Here is a 13,862-nt window from a genome sequence, read left to right as displayed (position 1 = left end):
ACCCGTGGGTGAGGCGATCGGTTCGATGCTGGCCTCCGCGGTCGGCATCGCCATCAGTCCGCTACCGCTGATCGCAGTGATCCTGATGCTCTCCACCCCGAAGGGGAAGGCGAACGGCACGGCCTTCACCGCGGGCTGGACGGCGACCCTGGCCGCGGTGACCACCGTGGTGGTGCTGGCCGGATCCAACATCGACACCGGCGCGGACAAACCGACCTGGTCGTACTGGCTCAAGCTCGCCCTCGGCGTGCTGTTCCTCCTCCTGGGCGCCAAGCAGTGGCACGGCCACCCGCGCGAAGGCCAGGTCGCCGAACCGCCGAAATGGATGCGGGCCATCGACACCTTCACCCCCGCCAAATCGGCCGGCCTCGCCGCGGCCCTGGTCGCCGCGAACCCGAAGAACCTCGTCCTCGCCGTCGGCGGCGCCGTCACCATCTCCACCAGCACCGCCTCAGCAGGCGGCAAGGCGGTGGCGGCCGTGCTGATGGTGCTGATCGGCTCGCTGTGCACCCTGCTCCCGCTCGGCGTCTACCTCCTCGGCGGGCAGAGGTCCGCGAAGGTGCTGGGCGAGTGGAAGGCGTGGATGTCCTTCCACAACAGCGCGATCATGACCGTGGTCCTGGTGGTCCTCGGCGCCAAGTACGTCGGGGACGCCGTCTCCGCCCTGTCCGGATGAACCGCACGCCCCGGCTTCCACGGCTCGCGGGGCCGAAACCCGCCGACGTCACAGCCGGGCTCGTGACCGGCCTGTTCTCCATCCCGGAGGGCATGGCGTACGCCGCGATCGCCGGGTTCAACCCGGTCGCCGGCCTGTTCTCCGGCGTCGTGCCCGCCATCGTCGGCTCCCTCACCGCCCGCACCGTACTGATGGTCACCACCCTCACCAGCGCCATCTCGCTCACCGCGCAGAGCGTCCTGGCCGACGCCGGACTCGACCCCGCGAGCAGCGGCAACATCGCCATGCTCGCCGTGATGACCGGCCTGGTGATGCTCCTGATGGGCGTGCTGCGGCTCGGCGTGGTGCTGTCCTTCGTCTCCAACGCGGTGATGACCGGGTTCTCCGTCGGCATCGCGGTGCAGATCGTCACCGGCGTCCTCAATGACGCCACCGGCTACAAACCGCACGGCCACAACAAGCTGACGCAACTGGCCGACTGGATGGTCCACGTCGGCTCCTGGCAGCTCGCCGACACCCTGACCGCGGCCGCCACCATCGGCGTGTGGGCGATCGCCCACGCGGTGAAACGGCTCAGGACGGTCGCGCTGCTGATCGCCATGGCGGCCGTCAGCATCGCCGTGGCGCTGCTCGGCACCGACGTGGAACTGGTCAAGGGCATCGCCGACATCCCCTCCGCGCTCCCGCACCTCACCGCCCCGCAGTGGTCGGCCTTCCCCCACCTGATCGGCGGCGCGGTCTCCATCGCACTGGTCGCCCTGGCCCAGGCCGCGGGCATCTCGCCCACCGTTCCCAACCCCGACGGCTCCAAGTCCGACGCCAACCGGGACTTCACCGCCCAGGGCCTTGCCAACGTGGCGGGCGGCCTGTTCCAGTCCCTGCCGGTCGGCGGCTCCCTCTCCCGCACCGGCGTCGCCGTCTCCGCCGGGGCCCGCACCCGCTGGGCCGGGATCTTCTCCGGCCTGTGGCTCGCCGCGATCGTCCTGACCCTCGCGCCCCTGGCCGAGCACATCCCGATGCCGGTCATCGGCGGACTGATCATCGTCGTGGGCGCCGAACTCATCACCGGCAAGATCCCCGACATCCGTCTCGTCCTGAAGACCTCCCCCCTGTCCACCACCGCGATGGCCCTGACCTTCCTCGCCACCACCCAACTGCCCCTCCAACAGGCGATCATCCTCGGCGCCGTCCTGTCCCTGCTCCTGTACTGCGCCCAGGCCGCCCGCCAAGGACGCCTGCTCGCCCTGCAACCCGTGGGCGACGGCCACTGGACAACCGCCGTCCCGCCCACCCGCCTCAGCCCCGGACAGGTCACCGTCCTGGACTACAACGGCGTCAGCCTCTTCGCCGAACTGCCCCGCATCGAACGCGACTGGCCCGCCCCCGCACCGAACGCCGTCCTGATCCTCGTGGTGCGCAACCTCCCCGACGTCCCCTCCTCCGCCATGATCAAGCTCCTGCGCCGCAAGGCCGAAGAACTCCACCAAGCAGGCGGCCGACTGATCCTTGCCGGAGTCCAACCCCCGCTCGCGAAGATCGCCACCGACACCGGACTCGCCGACGACCTCGGCCCCGGCGGCATCATGCCCGCCACCGGCGTCCTCTTCGGCCCGCTCGAATCCGCTCTGCACGACGCCGGCTCCTGGCTCAGCACCCGCCCCGGCAGCCGACCCCGGCCCCGCCCTGACACCGGCGAGCAGGGCCCGACCCCCCAGCCGTAAAGACGCCGACCTCAACCACCGCCGCGAGTCCTCAACTGAGCTGTACTGATCTTCGTGGAGTCCCTGATGTCTGGGTTTGTTACGATCCAGGCGTAAGGAGAACCACGAGCAGTGCCAGCACCACGCAAGTACCCCGATGAACTCCGTGAACGCGCCGTGCGCGAGGTCCGCTCGAGCGGCCGCCCGGTGGCCCACGTCGCCCGCGACCTGGGCATCCATAAGGAGGCCCTGCGGTCCTGGGTCCGCCAGGCCGAGGCCGACGCCGGCGAGGCGAGCGGGACGACCACCTACTGACTTCGGCGTTTCAGGGTGATGGTGGTGGCAGGTCCAGGGACAGGCCGGTGCCGGCGAGGAAGCCGTCGAGGATGTCGGGGCGGTACCGGAGTCGTTTGAGCCGGTTGCGGACGAGGGCTTCGAGGCGGTCGACGGCGACTGAGGAGAGGTTGGCCAGGCTGAGCTTGACGTGCGCCCAGAGCCACTCCACGGGGTTCAGGTCCGGCGCGTATGCGGGCAGGATGTAGACGGTCAGCCAGTTCCTGGCGGCGACCAACTCGCGCATCGCGTGGGAGACATGGGTGTTCAGGCGGTCCCAGACCAGCACGATCGGCGCCTTGGCCAGGTGGTGGATGCCGTCGATCAGGCCGATGTAGTCGCGCTCGGACAGGCTCCTCCGCTCGCCCTTGCGGCCGGTGTGCCGCCGGATGCGGTGGGACAGCCGCGTTCGGGAGCCGGGTCGCACGGCGATCAGCCCCGCGACCGAGACGCGTCCGGAGCGGTTGCCGGAGACCTTCAGTGTGCGGCCGGGCCCTGGTCCAGATACGCGGCGAGCTTCTCCAGGCAGCGCGCCGACAGGCGGCACCGCGACCCACCCGGGCCGCGCGATGCGTGACGGTCGCGATGCGAGCGCGTGCTGCGACGAGTGCGGGGCGCCGCTCACGGTCCGGTCCACCGGTCGCCCGGTGCGCTACTGCGGGCCCACCTGCCGGCAGCGGGCCCGGCGCCGCGGAATCGCGCGCTGAACCTGACGCTGCGGCAGGATCCGGAGCCGGAGTTCGCTCTCGCGCCGCCGGCTTCCGGAGCCGCCGACCGCGCGGACGGGCTCCACGCCGAGACCGTCCGGCTTCGCTCGGTCGCACCGGCCGTTCTCCTGGTGGAGGCCGCTCCGGGCCGGCGCCTGCCCGAGCTGCCACCTCGACACCGCGGTCGCCGCACCGACCTGACCGACTGCTACCAGCGTTCCAGCACGCGGGAGAGGAACCGCCGGGTCGACTCCTGGCGGGGCTCGGTGAGCACCTGCTCCGCGGTGCCCTTTTCACGGATCACGCCGTCCTGGAGGAAGCAGACCTGGTCGGCGGCCTGGCGGGCGAAGCCCATCTCGTGCGTGGCCATCAGGATCGTCAGGCCACGCTCCTTCAGGTCCGAGACGACGTCCAGCACTTCGCCCACCAGTTCGGGGTCGAGCGCCGAGGTGATCTCGTCGAAGAGCAGCACCTGCGGGTCGGTGGCCAGGGCCCGCGCGATCGCGGCCCGCTGCTGCTGGCCGCCGGAGAGCCGGTCCGGGTAGTCGTGAGCCTTGTCCGCCAGGCCCAACCTGGCGAGCAGTTCGCGGGCCGACTCCTCGGCCTGCTTGCGCGCCACCTTGTGCACCTGGCGAGGTGCGAGGGTGATGTTGTCGAGCACGCTCAGGTGCGGGAACAGGTTGTACGCCTGGAAGACGATGCCGATCCGGCGGCGGGCCAGGTTCGCGTCCAGGCGGGGGTCGGTCAGCTCGGTCCCGCCCAGGTGGATGGTGCCGTCGTCGACGGTGTCGAGCAGGTCGACGCAACGGAGCAGGGTGGACTTGCCCGAACCGGATCCACCGATCAGGCAGACCACCTGGTGCTCGGCGACATCCAGGTCGATCGAGCGCAGCACCAGGCGCGAGCCGTGGGCCTTGCGCAACTGGCGGATCCGCAGCAGTGGCTCGTTCACCGGCCGGCCTCCGCCCAGGTGCGCTGCGCCGCGCGGCGCTGCAGTCGGTCGGCGTACCTGGTCAGCGGGATGGTCACCGCGATGAAGAGGACCGCCGCCCCCAGGTAGGGGGTGTAGTTGAAGTCGTAGCTCGACTTGATCTGCGCGGCCCGCAGCGCCTCCAGCGGCCCGAGGACGGCCACCAGCGCGGTGTCCTTCTGCAGGGCGATGAAGTCGTTGAGCAGGGGCGGCAGGACGTTGCGCACCGCCTGCGGGAGGATCACCCGGCGCAGGGTCTGCCACTCGCTGAGCCCGAGCGCCCGCGCGGCGCTGCGCTGGGCGGGGTGGACCGAGTTCAGGCCCGCCCGCAGCACCTCGCCGACGTAGGCGGCGTAGGAGAGCACCAGTGCGATGACCCCGAGCACCCAGGGCTGGGAGGGGGTGCCCTGCAACTGGAGGGCCGGCAGGCCGAAGCCGACCAGGAAGACCAGCAGCAGGGTCGGCACTCCCCGGAACACGTCCACGAAGAGGGTCGCGGCCAGGCGCAGCGGCTGCAGGCCGGGCGCCCGGGTGATCCGGACCAGGGCGAGCAGCAGGCCCAGGACGAGGATCAGCACCTCGGCGATCAGGAACATCTGGACGTTGAGCCAGAAACCGTCCAGGACGGCGGGGAAGGTCCTGCGGAACTCCGCGCCGTCCAGGAAGCGGCTGTGCAGCCGGTCCCAGCCGGGCGAGGCGACCACGGCCGCCGCCACCGCGACCAGGCCGGCCAGCGTGCACAGGGTGGCGATCCACCGGTTGCGGCGCTGGCGGGCGCGGCGGAACCGCTCCCGCTCGCGTTGCCGTTCGCTGGGCCGGTACTGCTCGTCCTGCGGGGCGGCCTGCGGGTCGGCCTGCCGGTCCGGTTCGCCCGCCTCGACCGTGGTCGCGTCCTTCATCGTGCGGCCCCTGCTACGGCTTGAGTTCGGGGGCGTTGGCCGAAGCCGACAGCCACGTGGTGGTGAGCTTGTCCAGCGTGCCGTCGGTCTTGAGCGCGGCCAGCGCCTGGTTGACGCACGCGGTCAGCCCACTGTCCTTGCCAAGCAGCAGGCCGAACTGCTCGGGCGTGCCGTGGTCGTAGTTGAACTGGCCCAGGATCTTGCCGCCCTGAACCTGGGCGTTGGCCAGGTAGAACACCGTCGGCAGGTCGGTGACGAGCGCGTCGATCTGGCCGTTCTGCAGGGCGTTGACCTCGTCGTCGGTGGTGTTGAAGACGCTCGGCTGCTGGCTGGGCTTGATCTCGTCGAGCGCCGCCTGGTAGCTGGTGGTGGCCACCTGCACGCCGATCCTGGCGTCCTTGAGCGCCGCCAGCGAGGTGGCGCCCGCGTACTTGGACTTGTCCAGCACCAGGACGGCCTGGTTGGCCGTGTAGTAGGTGGTGGAGAAGTCCACCGCCTTCGCCCGCTCCGGGGTGGCGGAGATCTGGTTGATGTCGAAGTCGAAGTTCTTCGGCCCCGGGGCGTAGGAGTTGTCGAACGGTTCGACCACCCACTTCACCTTGTCCGGGCCGAAGCCGAGCTTGCCCGCCACCGCGTAGGCCACGGCGCTTTCGAAGCCCTTGCCATCGGACGGGTCGTTGTTGTCGAACCACGGCGCGTAGGCCGGCGAGTCGGTGGCGATGGTCAGCTGCCCCTGCTGGTGCAGGCTCGGGCTGGTCGCGCAGTTGCCGGTGTCCGAGGCGCCGGCCTTGGCCGTGCTCTGGGGCTGCGGAGCGCAGGCGGACGCCGCCAGCACCACGGCCGCACCGAGCGACACGGCGAGGGACGAACGCGAAATGGACGAACGCGAAATGGAGGAGCGGGAAAGGGGCACGGGAGTTCCTCTGGAAAAGCTGTCCGAAATGAGACGGTACGTGAGAAGAGAGGTGGGGCAGCGCGCTCAGCGACACAGGTCGGCGGCGCAGCGCACGTGGTCAACGTGCCGACGGCGTACCAAGCAGGGGATTCCGGACATGCGGGTCAGCATTCCGGGCAGTGCGGTGCGATGTCAATCGCGGTGGCCGTCATTCGAGACGCCGGTAAAGCGTCAACCCGTGACAGCGAGGACGTGGTCGCCTTCGCGCAGGCCGAACAGTTCGGCCGCGGACCCACCCCGCACGACCAGTTCGGCGAAACCGACGCCCGAGCTCCCGGTGGTGATGCCCGGCTCGCCGTACGGCACGTCGGGCAGGCGGTCGTAACAGCGCACCTGGATCCGGCGGCCGTCGCGGGCGCTGTGGACGGCCAGGCCGGCCGCGCCGCGGTGGCCGGGAATGGCGGCGACCGGGCGGTCCAGCTTGCAGTTGCCGAAGTTGTCCACCACCGCGACCCGCACCGCGCCACCCGCCGCCGGCCGGTCGGCCTCGACGAGGGGGTGCGGCCGGGCCGGGACGGGACGGCGGTCGACCAGCCAGCGGGCCAGCAACGGCACGTACCACAGGCTGCGGAACTGGGTCCGGGTGATCTCCTCCACCTGGTCCCGCGTCAGCTCGGCCCACTGGGCGGTGGCCGCCTCCAGCACCTCGCGCACGTCGGTGACCTGGACCTCCGCCAACTCCAGGTAGGCCGACAGCGGCGCGAGGACCCGCGGGTTCAGGGTGCTGATCACCAGGTGCTTCTTGTGGCGGAAGTAGCAGAACGGCGCTCCGTTGGGCCAGGAGCCGTCCCTGGGCGCGATGTTGACCAGCACGACGATCGGGTGGACCGGCTCGCCGGTGAGCTCGGTGGACCGCAGCAGGTCGAGCAGCGTGAGCGCGGCGACGCCCTCCGGGTCCGGCCCGGTCAGCGGCAGGAGGGTCGGCGTGGCCCCGAAGAGGGCGGCGATCCTCGCCGACTGCCGGGCCACCGCGTTGGGGTCGGCACAGTCGGTGAGCGAGATGACCGGGGGACGGGTCATGGCGGTGTTCTCCCTGTGGATGGAGGCGACTGCGCGGGGCAGCGCGGGAACGGCTGGGGACGGGCGGGGCGGCGGAGCGGCGAACCAGGGAGGTGACGGGGGCGAACGAAAAACGGACCCCCCGTTGCCGGAGGGTCCGTCGCGTCCTGCGCGCACACGGCTTCGCTAGCGAAGCGCCTCCGACATTCGGGGCATCATTCGCATCATGGCGAGGGCGGCAGTGTGCTGCATGAGTGGGACGGTACCACCGCGGTCCTGCGCCCGGCTCACCCTGACCATTCCGTGGACAGCGGCCCCTCCGACTGACCGCTCACGGCGCGCGGGCGCTCGGCTTGCGTTCGACCTCGCTGGGCAAGCCGGCGAACCGTTTCGGCTCCGGATTGCACGACTCTTGACGGCCGCTCATCGCCGCCCCTACGGTCGGCGGCAGAAAGTTTCCAGCAAGTTTCATAGAGTTTGCAGCAAGGCGCGGCTCCCCCGGCATGCCATGCCATGCCCTCCCCACCCCCTCCCCACCACCTCCCTGCCGGGCGTCGGTTCCGGCTGCCCCCACAGCACGCCCGGACCCCCCTCCACCGCCCTGCAGCGCTCCCGCCCCCACAGGAGACACCGTGCACCATCTCGACAGCCCCGGTTCCGCGCCGCGCGGACACCGCGCTCCGCTCCGGTCAGGCCGACGCGTCACCGCCGCGGCCCTCGCCGCTCTGACGGCCGGCGCCGGCCTGCTCTCCGCCCCCTCGACCGCCGGGGCGACCACACCCGGCACCAAGACCGTCACCGTCACGCTCTTCGAGTGGTCCTACGCCTCGGTGGCCAAGGAGTGCACCAACTTCCTCGGCCCGAAGGGCTACGGCTACGTCGAGGTGTCACCGCCCCAGGAGCACATCCAGGGCAGCCAGTGGTGGACCTCGTACCAGCCGGTCAGCTACAAGATCGCCGGACGGCTGGGCGACGCCACGGCGTTCTCGAACATGGTCAACGCCTGCCACGCCGCGGGCGTCAAGGTCGTCGCCGACGCCGTCGTCAACCACATGAGTGCCGGCTCCGGGACGGGCACCGGCGGGACGGTGTACACCAAGTACAACTACCCGGGCTACTACCAGGACCAGGACTTCCACTCCTGCCGCAGCAACATCAGCAACTACGCCGACCGTTCGAACGTGCAGAACTGCGAGCTGTCCGGCCTCGCGGACCTGGACACCGGCAGCGACTACGTCCGCTCCACCATCGCCGCGTACCTCAACAGCCTGATCGCCAAGGGCGTCGACGGCTTCCGCATCGACGCGGCCAAGCACATCGCGGCCACCGATCTCTCGGCCATCAAGGCCAAGTTGACCAACCCGGGCATCTACTGGGCGCAGGAGGTCATCTACGGCAGCGGCGAGGCCGTTCAGCCGGGCGAGTACACCGGCACCGGCGACGTGGACGCCTTCATGGGCGCCTACGACCTGAAGCGCATCTTCAGCAGCGAGAAGCTGGCCTACCTGAACAACTGGAACGACTCCTGGGGCGCCGGCTACCTGCCCAGCGCCAACTCCCGTACGTTCACCGACAACTGGGACACCGAACGGAACGGGTCCACGCTCAACTACAAGTACGGCAACACCTACACCCTCGCCAACGTCTACCTGCTGGCGTGGCCCTACGGGTCGCCGAACGTGTACTCCGGCTACGAGTTCACCGACATCGACGCCGGCCCGCCCAACGGCGGCGCCGTCACGGCGTGCTACCAGGACGGCTGGAAGTGCCAGCACGAGTGGCGGCAGATCGCCAACATGGTCGGCTTCCGCAACGCCGTCAACGGCACCGCGGTGACCAACTGGTGGTCCAACGGCAACAACGCGATCGCATTCGGCCGCGGCAGCAAGGGCTATGTGGCCATCAACCACGAGTCCGGGCCGATCACGCAGACGTTCCAGACCTCGCTGCCGGCCGGCAGCTACTGCGACGTCCAGCACGGCGACCCGAGCAGCGGCGGCGGGTGCAGCGGGCCGCGCTACACCGTGGCGTCCGACGGCACTTTCACCGCCACCATCGGCGCGGGCGATGCCGTCGCCCTCTACGTGGGAGCGGGCAACTGACGTCGCACAGGCAGTGAGTACGGCGGGGCCCCGAGGCTGCGGATCACCTCGGGGCCCCCGGCCGTGGCGGGGACGGCTGTCGCGGGTCGGAGCCCCCGGGGCCGCTTCGAGCCGCTGCCCGCGCCGACCTGCGCTCTCGCCGACCCGGCCACCACGACTACTGGGGCACGGAAGGACGCCGGGCAGGGCCGCGAGGTGTTCGGCGGTGCCGGGGCGTTCGCGGTCGGCCTCCAGTAGTGGGCCGGGCCGCGTCGACGGTCGGAGCGGTGTGGATCGGCTTGACTGGAGTCGTGTTCCGTCGAGGGCGGAGAGGATCACCAGGAAGCTGGCGCTGTTGACCTTGCCGTTGGTGTCGCAGCTGAACGCGGTCAGGGTCAGTTCGGCAGAGCCTCCCTCGCCTGTCCAGGACAGGCCGCCGCCGCTCTGGGTGACAGGGGCGTCCGTGGACCCCGGTGCCCACTGCCGTCCACGGGGTCACCGAGCAGGCCCAGGTGACAGTCTCGGTGAAGCCACCACGCTGCACTGCACCCCGCCATGTGGCAGCCTTCCCTCCATTCCCGCCCGTAGAGACGGAGAGGGTGCTCATGCTGGAATCATTCGGAGTCGCCCCGATCGTGGAGCAGGTGTATCGCGCCCTGCTCCAGAGCCCGCGGTTCAATTCCCGCGATCTTGCTGACCGACTCGACTGCCGCCCGGACGAGATCTGGAACGCCGTACAGGAACTGGCCCGACTCACGTTGATGCGGCCGTCCTGTGAGGATCCACAAGTCCTGCGAGCAGTCCCGCTCAAGTTCGGCCTGGAGATACTGCAGGCTCGACAGGAGGCCGACCTCCTCGCCCAGCCGCGCCAACCGGAGCAGTGAGGGGCCCCAGCCGCCGGTCGGGGCCCATCGGTCGCGGCGCGTCAGCGGGTGACGACGGGGAAGTTCGGGTCGGGTTCGTCGAGGACGCCCATGAGCGCCGTGAGCACCTCGGCGTCGCCGGTGACCGTCACGCCGTCCAGGCCGCGGCCGGCCAGCATCGTCATGAACTGCGGCTTGGTGAGGGTGAAGGTCGCGTCGGGGGTGTTGGCCCCCGCAGTGGCGAGGGCGGTGTATGAGAGCACGCCGTTGGTCAGGGTGAGCCGGTAGCGCTCGTCCAGGTCGGTGAAGTGCCAGTCCGTGACGATCCGCAGGTCCCATGCCTTGGGGCCGTCGACGCGGATGGCGAGCGAGTCGAAGAACTGCGGGACCGTCAAGGCGCCCATCAGGCTGGAGGCGTGGATCCCGGTCGGGATGACGCCGTGGCGCAGCTCGTGCGCGCCGACCAGGTAGCAGTTGCGCCAGGTGCCGTTCTCGGCGCCGAAGCCGAGCTGTTCGAAGACGTCGGCAAGTCGGCTCTTCGCCTCGGTGCTCTCCGGCGCGGCAAAGACCGCGTGCTTGAGCAACTGCGCTGCGAAGCGCAGGTCGCCGTCGACGGCGTAGGCGCGGGCCTTGGAAAGGACCTGGTCCACCCCGCCCATGCAGTCGACGTAGCGCTTGGCCGTCTCGACCGGCGGGTGCTCCCACAGGTCGGCCGGGTGGCCGGAGTACCAGCCCAGATAGCGCTGGTAGACCGCCTTCACATTGTGGCTGACCGAGCCGTAGTAGCCGTGGGTGTGCCACGCGGCCTGCAGCGCCGGCGGCATCTCGATCATCTCGGCGATCTCGGCGCCGACATAGCCCTTGTTCATCAGCCGCAGCGTCTGGTCGTGCAGGTACGCGTAGAGGTCGCGCTGGAGGGCCAGGAAGGAGCGAATGTTCTCGGCGCCCCAAGTGGGCCAGTGGTGCGAGGCGAAGACGACCTCGGCCTGGTCTGCGAAGAGCCCCAGTGCCTCGCCCAGGTAGTGCGACCACACGTGCGCGTCACGGACCAGGGCGCCGCGCAGGGTGAGGATGTTGTGCAGGGTGTGGGTGGCGTTCTCCGCCATGCACAGCGCCCGGTGGTCGGGGAGCAGGAAGTTCATCTCGGAGGGCGCTTCGGTGCCTGGCGTCATCTGGAAGACGAAGCGGACTCCGTCGACAGTGGCCTCCTCCCCCGTGGTCGTGATCGACTTCGTCGGCGGGACCAGGTCCTGGGTGCCGCCCGACCCGGTGAAGCCAAGTCCCATGCTGACCAGCGCCTCCGGTCCGCGCCGCATCCCCAGTGCGCCGTAGTAGCTGCCGCGCCGCAGCATCGCGGTGCCGGCGTAGACGTTCTCCGCCACCGACTCGGCCATGAAGCCCTCCGGCGCCAGGATCGGTGCGGTCGAGCCTTCCTCCAGCACTCCGCGGATGCCGCCGAAGTGGTCGATGTGCGAGTGCGTGTAGATCACACCGGTCACCGGCCGGTCGCCGCGCACCCTCCGGTAGAGCGCCAGACCCGCGGCCGCGCACTCCGCGGAGATCAGCGGATCGACGGCGATCACGCCGGTGTCACCCTCGATGAGGGTCATGTTCGACAGGTCGAAGCCACGGATCTGGAACACGCCGTCAGTGACCTGGTACAGCCCGGCCCGGGCGCAGAGCTGCGACTGCCGCCACAGGCTCGGGTTGACGGTCCGGGGGCAGTCGCCCTCCAGGAACGCGGTGTCGCTGAAGTCCCAGGCGACCCGGCCGTCGGCGGTGGTGATCTTCTCGTGCTCCGGCGGGGCCAGGAATCCCCGGTCGGCGTTCTCGAAGTCGGTACGGTCGGCGAGGTCGGGAGTGGTCACGTCGTCTCCTTGCGTGGGGCGTGGGGGCTCGCGAGCCATCCTCCGTTCAGTCGGGCGGAACCCCCACCGCGCGTACGCCATTCGGACCGATGATCCCGTCGTCGAAGGCGGTGAGGCCGCGCAGTGCCGCGATGATGCCGACGCGGGTCAGGTCCTTGTTCGCACAGGCGGCGGACTATTGCGTTGACGCCTGCGGCCTTGAGCGCAGTGACCTGGGCAGTCATGTCGGTGGGCCGAGGTGACGGTCTGCTCCACCCGCGAGAGGCCGATCCGCCGTTCAAGCGAAGCAGACGCCGAAGCGGAAACCAGCCGTCAGGTCGAGGACCACGACCCCAGCCTGCTCGGCTTCAGGCCAGGGCGACGACAAGTGAGGCGTAGGACGGGATCATCACCTTCCTGGCATAGCTGCGCGAGACGATCCGGTACGGGCGACGGGCCTCACAGACCGCCGCGACCATCCGGGCGACCTCCGCCCGCGCCACAGGCGCACCCAGGCACAGGTGCCGGCCCGCGCCGAACCACAGCTGGCGCGTGCGTGGGTCGTACGGGCGCGCCAGATCGAACCCGCCCGCCGCGTTGTCGGCGGCGTAGGTCATGAGCAGGATCCGCTCGCCCCTGTGCAGCCGGCGCCCGGCCAGCGTCACATCGGCGCTGACGTGCCGTCCGATCACCGGCGCGGGCGTGGCCACCCGCAGTCCCTCGCGGACCGCGTCGTGGATCAGCTCCGGTGCCGCGAGGAGCGATTCCTGCTGACCGGTGTCATGGAGCAGCGCGATGGTCCGCGCCATGGCACTGGCAGCGGTCTGGGTGCCCGCGACGAGCAGCAGCGAGGCGAGTCCGCCGGCCTCCTCCAGCGTGAGCCCCGCCTCGCGGCACCGACCGAGGAGGGTGTCCGTGCCGGCGCCGGCGAACGCTGCCGGGACGCCGCGGGTCAGGGTTCTGAGGATCCGGCGGGCCGTGGCGACCCGTTCCGGTGACAGCTCGGTCGAGACGGCCGAGTCGCGGGCCAGCGCGGCCAGCCGTACCCCGGCGGCGAAGGTCTCCAGGCAGGTCGAGTCCGGACTGCCCGGCGAGAGTTGAAGACCCAGCAGGTCACTGATCAAGCGCCCGACGGCCAGCCTGGCCGCCGCGGCGATGTCGACCGTCGCGCCGGCCGCGAGGCGCTCGGCGAGGTCGGCGTAGACCGTCCCGGCGGCCCGTTCGACCAGCGCCGCCGAGTTCTCCTCGGTGAACAGATCCCGGGCTCGCCGGCGCAGGTCCGCGTGGCCGGCTCCGTCGAAGAGGCGGGAGACGTACGGGCCGAGGATCTGTTCCCACAGGTGACCCACACCGCCCTCGCCGAGCAGGGTGAAGTGCTCGTGATCATTCAGTACGGCCCGGATGAGCGTCGGCTCGCTCGCCACCCAGCCGACCCGCGGCACCCGCCGCAGCGGCCCGAACCGAGGTGTCGCGGCGATTTCGGTCAGCGCCCACAGGCCCGGTCGGCTGGCCCACAGGAGTCTGCTCTCGTGCCGATGTGCTCGATGTGCTCGATGTGCTGTTGATCGCATCAAAAGGAGTCCGGTGTGGGATCGGGGGCTTCGGTGACGTGGCGGACGGCGAAGGATCCGGCCGCCTCGGACTGGTACGGATACGACGTGACGAGGCCCGCCAGCAACGCGACTCGCCAGGTCGGGACGACGGGGTGTTCGTGACCGTTGTTGTCCGGATGGCCCTGGACGCCTCGGGTCCTCGGGTCCTCGGGGAGTGATGTGCCTCGCGGCCCGGTCCGAGCCGACCAGCACGACCGGCGTGGACCCGAATAGCGCCAT

12 protein-coding genes are annotated in these 13,862 nt (G+C 70.5%); 5 read left to right on the top strand and 7 right to left on the bottom strand.

From position 1 onward, the window contains the following. The first annotated feature begins 4 nt into the window (after positions 1-4). From ACFYNO_RS35995 to ACFYNO_RS35985, 3 genes are all read left to right on the top strand, one after another. Complete coding sequence (locus ACFYNO_RS35995) at positions 5-676, top strand: GAP family protein (protein WP_388021782.1); 672 nt, start codon at positions 5-7, stop codon at positions 674-676. After that, positions 673-2,397 carry a SulP family inorganic anion transporter gene (locus tag ACFYNO_RS35990; RefSeq protein WP_388021780.1) on the top strand — a complete coding sequence of 575 codons (1,725 nt, stop codon included), beginning with the start codon at positions 673-675 and terminating at the stop codon, positions 2,395-2,397. The genes ACFYNO_RS35995 and ACFYNO_RS35990 overlap by 4 nt, the downstream gene beginning before the upstream one ends. Positions 2,398-2,508: 111 nt before the next feature. Continuing rightward, the gene (locus ACFYNO_RS35985) at positions 2,509-2,691 is read left to right on the top strand and encodes a transposase (RefSeq protein WP_388021779.1); all 183 of its coding nucleotides are present in this window, start codon (positions 2,509-2,511) and stop codon (positions 2,689-2,691) included. A gap of 10 nt (positions 2,692-2,701) precedes the next feature. Here ACFYNO_RS35985 and ACFYNO_RS35980 read toward each other — a convergent pair whose 3' ends face one another. The 5 genes from ACFYNO_RS35980 to ACFYNO_RS35960 all read right to left on the bottom strand — a co-directional run bounded on the left by ACFYNO_RS35980 (position 2,702) and on the right by ACFYNO_RS35960 (position 7,260). After that, the gene (locus ACFYNO_RS35980) at positions 2,702-3,190 is read right to left on the bottom strand and encodes a transposase (protein ID WP_388021852.1); all 489 of its coding nucleotides are present in this window, start codon (positions 3,188-3,190) and stop codon (positions 2,702-2,704) included. A 434-nt stretch (positions 3,191-3,624) separates the two neighbouring features. After that, positions 3,625-4,368, bottom strand: coding sequence for an amino acid ABC transporter ATP-binding protein (locus tag ACFYNO_RS35975; protein ID WP_388021777.1), 744 nt, complete (start codon positions 4,366-4,368; stop codon positions 3,625-3,627). Next, entirely contained in the window at positions 4,365-5,285 is a 921-nt protein-coding gene (locus tag ACFYNO_RS35970; RefSeq protein WP_388021775.1) for an amino acid ABC transporter permease, read from the bottom strand. The genes ACFYNO_RS35975 and ACFYNO_RS35970 overlap by 4 nt, the downstream gene beginning before the upstream one ends. Before the next feature lie 13 nt (positions 5,286-5,298). Then, positions 5,299-6,141: an ABC transporter substrate-binding protein gene (locus tag ACFYNO_RS35965; protein ID WP_388021773.1), complete on the bottom strand. Its 843-nt coding sequence runs from the start codon at positions 6,139-6,141 to the stop codon at positions 5,299-5,301. Between the two features lie 270 nt (positions 6,142-6,411). Next, entirely contained in the window at positions 6,412-7,260 is an 849-nt protein-coding gene (locus ACFYNO_RS35960) for an SAM hydroxide adenosyltransferase (RefSeq protein WP_388021771.1), read from the bottom strand. Positions 7,261-7,964: 704 nt separating this feature from the next. Here ACFYNO_RS35960 and ACFYNO_RS35955 point away from each other — a divergent pair. Next, entirely contained in the window at positions 7,965-9,341 is a 1,377-nt protein-coding gene (locus tag ACFYNO_RS35955) for an alpha-amylase family protein (RefSeq protein ID WP_388021850.1), read from the top strand. Positions 9,342-9,925: 584 nt separating this feature from the next. Further along, a complete protein-coding gene (locus ACFYNO_RS35950) occupies positions 9,926-10,204 on the top strand; it encodes a hypothetical protein (RefSeq protein WP_388021769.1) in 279 nt (92 codons plus the stop codon). Between the two features lie 41 nt (positions 10,205-10,245). Here ACFYNO_RS35950 and ACFYNO_RS35945 read toward each other — a convergent pair whose 3' ends face one another. Both ACFYNO_RS35945 and ACFYNO_RS35940 read right to left on the bottom strand, forming a co-directional pair. After that, the gene (locus ACFYNO_RS35945) at positions 10,246-12,051 is read right to left on the bottom strand and encodes an alkyl/aryl-sulfatase (RefSeq protein WP_388021767.1); all 1,806 of its coding nucleotides are present in this window, start codon (positions 12,049-12,051) and stop codon (positions 10,246-10,248) included. A 347-nt stretch (positions 12,052-12,398) separates the two neighbouring features. After that, positions 12,399-13,454, bottom strand: a complete 1,056-nt coding sequence (locus ACFYNO_RS35940; RefSeq protein ID WP_388021766.1) for a cytochrome P450 — start codon at positions 13,452-13,454, stop codon at positions 12,399-12,401. Positions 13,455-13,862 lie beyond the last annotated feature (408 nt).

Source organism: Kitasatospora sp. NPDC006697 (assembly GCF_042869935.1).
In the GTDB taxonomy this organism is placed as follows: Bacteria; Actinomycetota; Actinomycetes; order Streptomycetales; family Streptomycetaceae; genus Kitasatospora.
This window is presented reverse-complemented; position numbering and strand designations above follow the sequence as displayed.

What these genes read in the sequence shown, in the direction of transcription:
- ACFYNO_RS35990 (WP_388021780.1), top strand. Translation starts at nt 673, where the DNA reads ATGAACCGCACGCCCCGGCTTCCACGGCTCGCGGGGCCGAAACCCGCC.
- ACFYNO_RS35960 (WP_388021771.1), bottom strand. Translation starts at nt 7,260, where the DNA reads ATGACCCGTCCCCCGGTCATCTCGCTCACCGACTGTGCCGACCCCAAC.
- ACFYNO_RS35950 (WP_388021769.1), top strand. Translation starts at nt 9,926, where the DNA reads ATGCTGGAATCATTCGGAGTCGCCCCGATCGTGGAGCAGGTGTATCGC.
- ACFYNO_RS35970 (WP_388021775.1), bottom strand. Translation starts at nt 5,285, where the DNA reads ATGAAGGACGCGACCACGGTCGAGGCGGGCGAACCGGACCGGCAGGCC.